Genomic DNA, 11285 nt, shown 5'->3' on the forward strand with positions numbered 1-11285 from the left:
GGCGTCAAATAGTGGACGTCCGTACAGGAGGAAATACCAATGCTCATTTCTCAGCGACCCACGCTGACCGAAGAGGTCATCGCTGATAACCGCTCGAAGTTCGTCATCGAGCCCCTGGAGCCAGGTTTCGGGTACACGCTCGGCAATTCGCTGCGCCGCACGCTGCTCTCGTCGATCCCCGGCGCTGCTGTCACCAGCATCCGTATCGACGGCGTTCTCCACGAGTTCACCACCGTCCCGGGCGTGAAGGAAGATGTCACCGACATCATCCTGAACCTCAAGGGCCTCGTCGTGAACTCCGAAGAGGACGAGCCGGTCACCATGTACGTCCGCAAGCAGGGCCCCGGCGCTGTTACCGCAGGCGACATCGTGCCCCCGGCAGGCGTCACCGTGAACAACCCTGATCTGCACATCGCCACCCTGAACGACAAGGGAAAGCTGGAGATCGAGCTCGTTGTCGAGCGCGGTCGCGGCTATGTCCCCGCCGTCCAGAACAAGGCGTCCGGCGCAGAGATCGGCCGTATCCCGGTCGACTCGATCTACTCGCCGGTGCTCAAGGTCACCTACAAGGTGGAGGCCACTCGCGTCGAACAGCGCACCGACTTCGATCGGCTCGTTCTCGACGTGGAAACGAAGAACTCCATCACCGCACGGGACGCGCTCGCTTCTGCGGGCAAGACCCTGGTTGAGCTCTTCGGCCTGGCCCGTGAGCTGAACGTCGAAGCAGAAGGAATCGAGATCGGACCCTCGCCCGCCGAGGCCGATCACATCGCTTCCTTCGGACTCCCCATCGAGGATCTGGACCTCACGGTCCGCTCCTACAACTGCCTCAAGCGCGAAGGTGTTCACACCGTCGGTGAGCTTGTCGGCCGTACCGAGTCCGATCTGCTCGACATCCGCAACTTCGGACAGAAGTCCATCGACGAGGTCAAGGTCAAGCTGCATTCGCTCGGCCTGTCCCTCAAGGACAGCCCCGCATCCTTCGATCCCACAACCGTTGCCGGCTATGACGCCGCCACCGGAACGTGGAGTGACACTGATGCCGGTTCCTTCGGCGATGCCGAGGGTACCGAGGACTACGCCGAGACCGAACAGCTGTAGCAGCTCAGGTCCTTTACTAGGAGATCATCATGCCCAAGCCCAAGAAGGGTGCCCGCTTCGGCGGGTCGGCTTCCCACCAGAAGGCGATTTTCGCCAATCTGGCTACCGCGCTCTTCGAGCACGGTCGTATCACCACCACCGAGTCCAAGGCCAAGGCACTGCGCCCCTACGCCGAGAAGCTCGTCACGCACGCAAAGGCCGGCACGCTGGCTCACCGTCGTGAGGTGCTGAAGGTCATCCGTAACAAGGATGTCGTTCACACCCTGTTCGCCGAGATCGGCCCGTTTTACGCGGACCGTAATGGTGGATACACCCGCATCATCAAGACGATCCCCCGCAAGGGTGATAACGCTCCGATGGCAATCATCGAGCTCGTCAAGGAAAAGACCGTCACCTCCGAGGCTGATCGTGCTCGTCGCGTCAAGTCCTCGCAGGAAGCTCCCGCCGCAGAGAACGTCGTCGAGGCCGTAGAGGCCGACGCGACCGACGCTGAGGTCGAGAACGCTGACGCAGTCGTCGAGGCCATCGAGGACGAGACCGCAACTGCGGCCGACGCTCCCGAGGCCGAAGAGGCCAAGAAGGACTAGTCTCCCTTGGTTTCGGCACACGCTGAATCGAACGAGCCCGCCGCCCCCCTCGGGGACGGCGGGCTCGTTCGATTGCGGCTCGACATCTCCTACGACGGCACCGACTTCTCGGGTTGGGCCCGTCAGACCGACCTGCGCACTGTGTGCGGCGAGATCGAAGACAAGCTGGGTACGGTGTTACGGCAACCGGTTCAGCTCACGGTTGCCGGTCGAACCGACGCGGGTGTCCACGCGACCGGGCAGGTAGCGCACGTCGACGTCCCGGGCGAGTTGCTCCCGGACGACCCTTCGCGACTGGTGCGCAGGCTCGCACGATTCTTGCCCAAGGACGTTCGGGTCAAACAGATCTCGGTGGTTCCCGGTGAGTTCGACGCGCGCTTCTCGGCGATGCGACGCTATTACGAGTACCGGGTGACCAACGCGGCATTCGGCGTGGAACCCCTGCGCGCACGCGATACCGTGTCGTACCCCAAACCACTCGATCTCGGCGCGATGCAGGAAGCGTCGAATCGGCTTCTTGGTCTTCACAACTTCGCGGCATTCTGCAAGCGTCGAGAAGGTGCCACGACGGTGCGAGAGCTGCAACGCTTCGACTGGGCACAAGAGGGCACGGTATTCACGGCCTACGTGAATGCTGACGCATTCTGCTGGTCGATGGTTCGGAGTCTTGTAGGCGCCGTCCTCTCTGTCGGTGAGGGACGGCGCACCACCGACTGGGTGGCAGGTTTGCTCGACGAAACTTCGCGGTCCAGTTCCATCCTCGTTGCGCCGGCGCACGGACTTTCGTTGGTTCGTGTGGAGTACCCTGAATACTCGGAACTGGCTGCCCGCAACGCGATTACCCGTGAGACCCGCGAGATTCCGTCTTCGGGTGGATGCTGCGGCGGCTGATCGACTACATACAAAATGCCCTCCCACTCTGTGTGGGAGGGCATTCGTATCGGGCGGCTATCCCGCCAGTTGGCGCGCGATGACCAGTCGCTGAATCTGGTTGGTGCCCTCGAAGATCTGCGTGATCTTGGCCTCGCGCATGTAGCGCTCGACGGGGAAGTCCTGGGTGTATCCGTACCCACCGAATACCTGAACGGCGTCGGTGGTGACCTTCATTGCCGCGTCGGTGGCAACAAGCTTTGCGACGCTGGCATTGCGCGAATACGGCACTCCGGCGTCGCGGCGGCGGGCAGCATCGAGGTAGGTGGCACGAGCGGAGTCAACTGCGGCAGCCATGTCTGCGAGCACGAATCCGAGTCCCTGGTGATCGATGATCCGCTTGCCGAATGCCTTGCGCTCCTTCGCGTAAGCGACCGCGTCGTCGAGCGCGCCGTGAGCGATTCCGACGGCAACAGCAGCGATTCCGAGTCGACCGGAGTCGAGCGCACTGAAAGCGATCGGGAGCCCCTGACCGCGCTGGCCGATCAATCGCTCGTCAGGAATGAAGGCATCGTCGTAGTTCGCGGAGGCAGTGGGGACCGCGCGTAGCCCCATCTTCTCTTCGGGTTTACCGAAGCTGAGGCCCTCGGTGTCCTTGTCCACCAGGAGGCAGGAGACGCCGCGTGAGCCGTCGTCACTGGTGCGGGCGAAGAGGTTGTAGAAGTCCGCCTTGCCGCCGTTGGTGATCCAGGCTTTCGAGCCATTGACGCGGTAACCACCTTCGGTGGGCGTCGCCTTGCACGACAACGCGGCGGCGTCGGATCCGGCCTGCGCTTCGGAGAGGCTGTATGCGCCGATGGTGTTGCCGCCCAGCATGTCCGGAAGCCAGCGGTTCTTCTGTTCGTCGGTGCCGAAGGTGAACAGCGGGAAGCATGACAGGCTGTGGACGCTTACTGCCACCGCAACCGCGGCCCAGCGCGAGGCGATCTCTTCGAGGACTTGGAGGTAGACCTCGTACGGCTGATCGCCGCCACCGAACTCCTCGGGATACGGAAGGCTCAGTAGGCCTGCCTGTCCGAGTGCAGGGAACACTCCGTCGGGATACTTCTCGGCCTTCTCGTATTCGTTGACCTTGGGCGCGAGTACCTTGTCCGCGACATCACGCGTCAGTTCGATGAGATCGCGAGCTTCTTGGCTGGGCATCAGGCGTTCGACGGGCACGGTCGGCTCCTAGCTAGGCAGTAGTACTGAGAACGATACTGCAGTACTGTTTTACGTATGGCAAGGCTGGTTCGCAAGACGACTGCGCGCAGGGCGGAACTGTTCGATCAGTTGGTCGAACTGTTCCTGAGCGAGGGTTTCGCCCACCTCACGCTCGACGAGATCGCAGCTCGTCTGCACTGCTCCAAGAGCACCTTGTACACAGTCGCGGCCGGCAAGGAGGACCTGGTGCGGGCGGTGACGGTTCACTTCTTCCGTGCAGCGACCGATGCGGTGGAGAGTGCCGTGGCTGCAGAGGCGACACCGACTCGTAGAGTCGCGGTCTATCTCGAAGCAGTCGGTGATCAGTTGTCCGCGGCCTCCCGTCAATTCATGGAAGACCTGTCTGAATCGGTGTCGGCGAACCAGGTTTACGAAAAGAACACGTCGATCGCCGCGGATCGTGTGAGAGCACTGATCGTCGAGGGGGTGGATTCGGGCGCATTCCGGCAGGTGCACGCGGCATTTGTTGCCGACGCGGCCGCGGCGACGATGGTTCGGATCCAGCAACGCGCGGTCTATCGGGCAACGGGATTGGACGATGCCAGCGCGTATCGGGAATTGGCCGCACTCATCACGGACGGGATCACTGCGTGAGAGGTCGCTAGCATCGATGTTCATGGCACCTTTGAACGTCGAAGTCATCGTAGGTTCGGTCCGCGAAGGGCGAATAGGACGAGCAGTGGCGGATTGGTTTGTCGAGCGCACAACCACGAACCCGTCGTGGAACGTGTCGGTGATCGACCTCAGAGAGCTGTCGTTGCCCCAGGATTTCTCGGATTCACCTGCCACGGAGGTTTTCCGCAAGCGAATCGATCGGGCCGACGCTGTTGTTGCCGTGACCTCCGAGTACAACCACGGGTATCCGGCTGCCCTCAAGACCGCATTCGATTCCGTGAAGCACGAGTGGCGGGCCAAGCCGATCGGCTTCGTGTCCTACGGCGGGATTTCGGGAGGTGTTCGGGCCGTCGAACAGCTGAGGCAAGTAGTGGCGGAGCTGCACATGGTCTCGGTGCGTCAAAGCGTGACCATTCACCGGGTACGTAAGCAATTCGGACACGAGCCGTACGGCATCGATCCAATTGTGATCGATGCGACCGAGAAGATGATTCGTGAATTGCATTGGTGGGGGAGCGGATTGCATACGCAGCGTGCGAGTGACCCATACCCCGGCTGATCGGGAACCTACGCGATCACGCCATCTGGTGAGCGTCGCCGGCTCGTGGACGACCGATGAACGAGGTCTCGGAAGCAATGGTCACCAGGGTCAGTTCGACGCGAGTGCGGCCGGTTTCGACCGTGATCTTGTCACCGAGTGCGAATGGCTGAACTATCGAGATTTCAGGGTCGATCCGAGGCCATTGGCGGGGATGTCCGTATACGTAGATCGCGGTCACGCCCGCACGTGGAGGTAGCCCCTCGACTCCGTCGAACACGACAGTGTTGAAGGCGCCCTCAGGTCCACCGCCCTGACCGGACACGCGGAGTCGGTCGGGCACTCCCATGGAGTCGGTGAGGGCGGTCCAGGCTTCCGGTCGATCGGTGTGGATAAGTACTCGTGCACCGGTAGCGATGGCTCTGAAGATCAATTGCTGAGCCAGATAGAGTTCGCCGGCGACAAAGACGGTGTTGACGCCGGGACCCGAAATTCTGGCTGTGACACCGTGCCCGTTTCGGTCGGAGCCGATGAGCTGGCCGCACCCGGCAAGAGGTAGAGCGAGTGAGTCGAGTGTGCCCGCGTCCATGCGGATGTGTGGCGTGATCGGGTCCAGCGCAGTCAGTGCGGTCGGCAAGTTGGTCAGCAATCCGTCGCGTTGGCGCCCACGTAACGAGACCAAACCGGCCAGCGGTGCGTTCTCAGGCGGATTGCGCGTGGTGAAGCGGCATGTCGCGCTGACCTTCGCCTCTCCGCGTTCGCCGTTGGGGCGCAACCGAATTGTCACGGATGTCCCGACCGTTGCCACTGCCCATATTCGAGTCAGGGTCGAGGTGGTGATGAAGCGGGGTTCAATCCCGTATCCCACGTTGGACACGCCGGGCAACGGAGTACTTCGCCATGTTTCGGTGACCTCGTCGCTGGCCACTCCTCTTGTCACCTGGGCAGTGGACGAGGCAATTTCCGGTGCGGTCAGGATCCGCGCCTTGCATCCCGCTGTATCGAGAACCCGGATGACACGATTGGCGGCAACAGCGATCGCGCGTCCCGCGCCCTGTTCGCCCCCGCCGCGGCGCTCGACTGCTGCAGAACCCTCGAGAGCGTCGAAACGTAGTGCAAGCCACACACTTCTGGTGGCGGTGGCTGGTAGCGGTCCGATGAGTCGTTCGTAGACTTCGGTAGCCGGAGTTCCGGATGCGGCGCGATATCCGTGACTGACGATGTCGATGCCGGTGAGCGAGATGTCGTGCTGATGAAGACAATCCACGAGCGCAGCCGTGGGCAGGAGGTGGGACGCGTCGAACGAATGACGCCCGATCCTGGTCAGGTAGTCGCGTGGGGGAGCGATCTCGACGACAGCGACGAGTGAAGATCCGTCCACCCGCAGTCCGATCGACTGCTCGGAGGGGGTGTGAAAACTGACGATCGTTCCGCCGTCCACGGTCTTGTGGCGAAGATAGCGAAAGTACCTGGCAATCCAGGACATTACCGACCAACCGCCCACATGGAGCAGCATTGATCCGGCAACCACACAGCCAATTGCCAGCGCCCAGAGCCAATCCAGCCCACTGACCATCGCGATTCCGCCCGCACCGATTCCCAGAATCTGTGCCGACACGAATTCGCGCGCCGAAATCCTGTGCGACGACGGCCAATGCTTCAACCGCGATTGGTCCACGGTTCCTCCCCGATACCTGACCTGCCTACTACCCGAAATTTCCGCCCCAGCGAAACTGTACTGTGTCTTCGCAAGGGGATGTAAGGCACGGGGGGAATGATGGCTGCAACACCTACCACGCGCTCGCAGGTCAACGGATACCGTTTCCTGGTCAGGCGGATGGAACATGCGCTGGTAAGACGAGACGTACGGATGCTTCATGATCCGATGCGATCACAGTCGCGCGCCTTCACCGTCGGAATAGTCCTCGCCGCACTGGGATTGGCGGGTTGCGCAGTACTCGCCCTCTTTCGGCCACAGGACAAGATCGGTGACGCCGACATTGTGGTCGCAAAAGAATCGGGCGCAATGTTCGTCGCCATGCAGGGCACTTTTCGCCCTGTGCTGAACTTGGCTTCCGCTCGATTGATTCTGGGTTCGCCAGGAAAACCGGCAATGGTCAAGGCATCCGAGGTCGAGGCGAAACCCCGGGGCGCGCTCGTCGGCATTCCCGGCGCACCGTCCGCCCTGCCGGAATCGGCCGACCCGACCAACGCCTTGTGGACGGTATGCGATTCCGTCGGATCCGACGGGAGAAGATCGTTGACGACTTCGGTCTTGGTCGGCTCGTCCAATGTTGGTGAAAACACCACATATCTGACGAATGACCGTGGATTTCTGGTGAAGTCGGGTTCCGATCACTTTCTCGTGTACGACGGGAAGCGAGCGGCAATCGATGTGGGCGATCCGGCGATCATGCGGGCTTTGGGACTGGAAGGGGCACAGGTGCGCCCGATCAGTACCGGATTCCTCAATTCGATTCCCGAAGTTCCGCGCGTCGAGGCTCCGCGCATTCCCGGACTGGGATCAGCGCCCCGGTTTCCTCTGCAGAACAAGACTGTCGGCTCCGTCGTCCAGGTTTCTGTGGGTGCGGACCAGCAGTACTACGTGGTACTCGAGAACGGTATCCAGAAGGTCGGCGCGGCAGTTGCCCAACTGATCTACTTCTCGGATTCGCAGGGCGCTACCGGGATCACAAGCGTCACCCCTGATGCCATCAGTCGTATCCCCTCGGTGAGTGAGCTGGCCGTCGACTCGTTGCCGCTGGTGGCTCCAGAGGTACTCGACGATCACGACGCACCTGTCGGCTGTCTGGAATGGGGTCCCTCACCTGCCGTCGAGGGCGGCGAAAGTAATTCTGCAATGTTGAAACTCATCGCTGGATTGCAGGTTCCGATCCCGGAGGGTAGCAAGTTGGTGTCCTTGGCGCAGGCGGACGGATCGGGTGACAATCTCGACAGCGCCCATGTCGAACAGGGCTTCGGCGGGTTTGTTCAAGCGACCGGAATCGAGACGAACAGCACCAGACACGACGGAGTATTCTACGTCGCCGATACCGGTGTGAAATATGGAGTACCGGACGAAACTTCTGCTCGCGCCCTCGGATTGACGCGAACGCCTGATCGTGCGCCTTGGCAGATACTCGATCTACTTGCATCAGGTCCTGCGCTCGAGAAGAGCAATGCTCTGATAGCTCACGACGGAGTCGCCCCCGATTCAGCGCCGGCCGCTCCGGTGAACTGAACGCGTCTCACAGTTCAGAGATCGACGTCCCGTCCTTCGGGAAGTCGCCGACGAATTACTCGACGAATGGGCATCGACGCCAACAGCGCCAGTAAGGCGAGAGTGCCGACGGTTCCGGCTCCGACGAGTGCCGCGTCGCGAGATCGGTTGTCGGGGGCCGGTGTCGTGGGTAGGGGATCGATCGGTACCGACTGATGGTTGACCCTGACACGTTCTCCTGGGACCAATTCGCCCGTGACCGCGGCGAGCGGATCGATGACGCCGTGACCGATGTAGGGATTCCAACCCTGCGCCGGGGCGTGGGCGGTGGCTTCGATACGTTGTATGACCTCAAGTGGAGTCAGTTCCGGGTGAACCGACCTCACCAGTGCGGCGGTTGCCGCGACATAGGGCGCAGCGAAACTGGTCCCGTTGAACGACTGTACGGCGCCGTCGGAACCGTAAACCCCGTTGGTCAGACCGGGTAACGTCGGGTGAAGTGAGGTGATTCCGGTGCCGGGCGCCGCCACGTCGACCCATGGACCGCCGAGGCTGAAGGAACTGGCGGCGCCATTGGGGTCTACCGATCCCACTGTGAGGACATAGTCGTCGTACCAAGCCGGACTGGCAATCGTCACAACCGAGTTCCATGGATCGGCTAGGGGATTGAGGGGATCCGGTGGTGGATTCTGGTTCTTGCAACCTCCGGATCCGACGTTACCTGCAGCGGCGACGACTACGACATTCTTCGCGATCGTGGCGTATTCGATTGCAGCGCCGAGTCGTTGGTCGTTGATCCCGTCCCCGGCAGGCTTACAGGCGACTTCGGAGATATTGATGACACTCGCACCCATGTCCGCAGCGTGACGGACGGCCGATGCCATGGTGTCGACGTTTCCGTACCCGGATGAGTTCTCGGCTACAGCAGGGTCTTCGCGCTGGCCGGCCACCGAGAAGGCGGCACTGGACTGCCTGATCGAGATGATCTGTGCGTCCGGCGCAGCTCCGGAGAATCCGGAACCCTCGACCTGCTCGGCGGCGATGAGACCGGCCACGACTGTTCCGTGTGAGTCACAATCGTCGGTGCCGTCGGAGGTCCCGACGTAGTCACCGCCGCCTTCGAGCGACGGTAGGCGGGGATGCCTGCTGACGCCGGTGTCGATGACAGCAATTCGCTGTCCTGCCCCTCGGGTGATCGGCCACACCGAATCGAATCCCAGATCTTGTTGAGAACGTGGAATGTCTGCACCGTCACCACCTGCCACCGCTGGGATGCACAGGGTTCGTTGTTCGGTGGGTTGTGGAGGTGCGGGGGGACCGTCCTCCGGCAGCATTGCAGGATCGACGGGGGAAGGAACCGCGCTCGATGCGCCACCCGCCCCGGCGAGAACGCTGAAGGCAACGATCACGAGACTGGCGCAGATGTTTGTTGCACGTCGAATCACCATCGATCACCGATCGCTCAGAGGCCACGCATGAGCGCGAAGAGCCCGCTGACCCAGCAGATCAGCGGAACGATTGCCGCAATCGCAGCGAGGTCCAACAGTTCTGCTGCTCGTCGCATCACGGGGCTGAATGTGTTCTGGGGGGCGAGGATTCCCAGAATCAGTGCCAGGAGGAGAACGATCATCGTGATGGCGAAGATGACCATGGCATAGTCGCGATGCGCCCATGCCATGTCGCCCAGGAGAACGAGAATCACCGAGATTCCGGCCGTGATGAGTGGGATCGCCTGCTGCGCGCCCGTGTAGGTGCGCCCACGAAACATCAGCACGACGGAAGTCGCGAAAGCGAGAGCAAGGTTCGGCCAGACGATTCCCTGACCAGGCCAGGACCATGCGAGTGCGACGGCAGCGGTGAGCGCGACCACTGACGTGGCCACGATCAGCCCGGTCAGATAGCTACGGGCCCGCCCTGCCCTTTCGGCCAACTCGGTCAGCCCGGGTAGTTCGGGCTCGGGCAGTCCGTCACGGTCGTCGTCGAGGGGATTACTCGGTGTCGGAACCGGGGGAAGCGGTAGTCGCGCGAACAACATCGACAGTCGAGCGGTGAATGTCAGAACGATCAATGCGGTGGCAATCACCGCGCCGCTGACGGTCGCGGTGCGCGCCTCGGGGAGCGTCGTCGTGACGGCAAAGGTGCCCACCGCCGCGAGAAGGACGACGAGAAATGCGGTGAAAACAGCTAGCCCGGCACCGCACAGGCGGAGGCAGATCAGAATTACCGCGGCGGAAAATGCCGAACCGAGAAGCAGATGAGCCGAAAGGACGGTGCCGGGCACGCAGAGTGCGCCGGAGACGAACGCCAGCGGCACCGACGCGCATCCGAGCGTGACGGAACTTGCAGTGTCTCCGTACACGCGCGCTGTCACGATGGCGGCGACGGTGAACACCAAGGACGTGACTCCGCCGCAGACGGCGCCGATCAGTCCCGTATCGCCGAGGACCAGGGCGAGGGCCGCGACGAGCGCAGCGATGAGGGCGGCGGTCGAGCCGACAATGCGCGCGGTGACCGGAGTCCAGCGTCGGTAGATGTCTGCGTCCGTGGCCGCGACGGTGTACATGATGTCGTCGAAGAGTGGGGGCGAGGCCGTCGTGTCCGCGGCATCGAGTACGAGCAATTCCCCATCACGGATTCCGTGCTCGTGCAACGACAGCGTCGGTGACAGCGGTGCCCTGCCGACTTTCGACAGAGTCCAGTCGACGGGCTCGAATTGTTCGGTGCTGTGGTCGAACTCGTTGACATGGCTGTGGTTGACAATTGTGTCCACAATGCCCGGAATGACCACCGCGAGCGGAACACGAAGCGGCACCGCAATATCCACCTGCGAATGCGCTGAAAGTACCGTCAGCCTGCACAGCTCGGCAGAATGACTCGCGCGTCGTCCGTTTCGGGTGTTCGCGGCGCTGGTTGTAGTGGTGCTGGTCAAGATCTATCCCCTCCCATGACGCGATTCCCCTGTCGCGTCACCCCAGTTCACCCGAACAATACGACATGAAGTGCGCCCGTGTCGGGGACAGCTCCGACAACAGGTGGTACCGACCCAAGTGTCGGCGTTGTGATCTACTCTTTTGCAATTGCGCGATCACGC

The 11285-nt window shown here is 62.1% G+C and carries 10 protein-coding genes; 6 read left to right on the forward strand and 4 right to left on the reverse strand.

Features of this window, described 5'->3' with window-relative positions; translation table 11 throughout:
• Positions 1–39 precede the first annotated feature (39 nt).
• The 3 genes from ACSW29_RS10660 to truA are packed head-to-tail and all read left to right on the forward strand — an operon-like array spanning position 40 to position 2579.
• Entirely contained in the window at positions 40–1101 is a 1062-nt protein-coding gene (locus ACSW29_RS10660; RefSeq protein WP_003941016.1) for a DNA-directed RNA polymerase subunit alpha, read from the forward strand.
• Positions 1102–1130: 29 nt separating this feature from the next.
• Positions 1131–1688, forward strand: coding sequence for a 50S ribosomal protein L17 (gene rplQ / locus ACSW29_RS10665; RefSeq protein ID WP_007728580.1), 558 nt, complete (start codon positions 1131–1133; stop codon positions 1686–1688).
• Between the two features lie 6 nt (positions 1689–1694).
• Positions 1695–2579: a tRNA pseudouridine(38-40) synthase TruA gene (truA, locus tag ACSW29_RS10670; RefSeq protein WP_448277183.1), complete on the forward strand. Its 885-nt coding sequence runs from the start codon at positions 1695–1697 to the stop codon at positions 2577–2579.
• 57 nt (positions 2580–2636) lie between these two features.
• Here truA and ACSW29_RS10675 read toward each other — a convergent pair whose 3' ends face one another.
• Entirely contained in the window at positions 2637–3779 is a 1143-nt protein-coding gene (locus tag ACSW29_RS10675; RefSeq protein WP_448277184.1) for an acyl-CoA dehydrogenase family protein, read from the reverse strand.
• Positions 3780–3836: 57 nt separating this feature from the next.
• Here ACSW29_RS10675 and ACSW29_RS10680 point away from each other — a divergent pair, with 57 nt between their 5' ends.
• Positions 3837–4415 (forward strand): TetR/AcrR family transcriptional regulator, encoded by a 579-nt coding sequence (locus ACSW29_RS10680; RefSeq protein WP_317825245.1) that lies wholly within the window; start codon positions 3837–3839, stop codon positions 4413–4415.
• 22 nt (positions 4416–4437) lie between these two features.
• Entirely contained in the window at positions 4438–4995 is a 558-nt protein-coding gene (locus ACSW29_RS10685) for an NADPH-dependent FMN reductase (protein WP_347872363.1), read from the forward strand.
• A 16-nt stretch (positions 4996–5011) separates the two neighbouring features.
• Here the strand turns inward: ACSW29_RS10685 and eccE are convergent, their stop codons facing one another.
• Entirely contained in the window at positions 5012–6652 is a 1641-nt protein-coding gene (gene eccE / locus ACSW29_RS10690) for a type VII secretion protein EccE (RefSeq protein ID WP_448277185.1), read from the reverse strand.
• Between the two features lie 96 nt (positions 6653–6748).
• On the opposite strand from eccE, the gene eccB reads away from it, so the two are divergent.
• On the forward strand, positions 6749–8215 hold the full coding sequence (gene eccB / locus ACSW29_RS10695) for a type VII secretion protein EccB (protein WP_448277186.1): 1467 nt from the start codon (positions 6749–6751) through the stop codon (positions 8213–8215).
• Between the two features lie 14 nt (positions 8216–8229).
• Here eccB and mycP read toward each other — a convergent pair whose 3' ends face one another.
• Together mycP and eccD are read right to left on the reverse strand one after the other, a co-directional pair.
• A complete protein-coding gene (mycP, locus tag ACSW29_RS10700) occupies positions 8230–9642 on the reverse strand; it encodes a type VII secretion-associated serine protease mycosin (protein ID WP_448277187.1) in 1413 nt (470 codons plus the stop codon).
• Between the two features lie 14 nt (positions 9643–9656).
• Complete coding sequence (eccD, locus tag ACSW29_RS10705; protein WP_448277188.1) at positions 9657–11123, reverse strand: type VII secretion integral membrane protein EccD; 1467 nt, start codon at positions 11121–11123, stop codon at positions 9657–9659.
• Between the last annotated feature and the right edge of the window lie 162 nt (positions 11124–11285).

Source organism: Rhodococcus sp. GB-02, assembly GCF_053470465.1.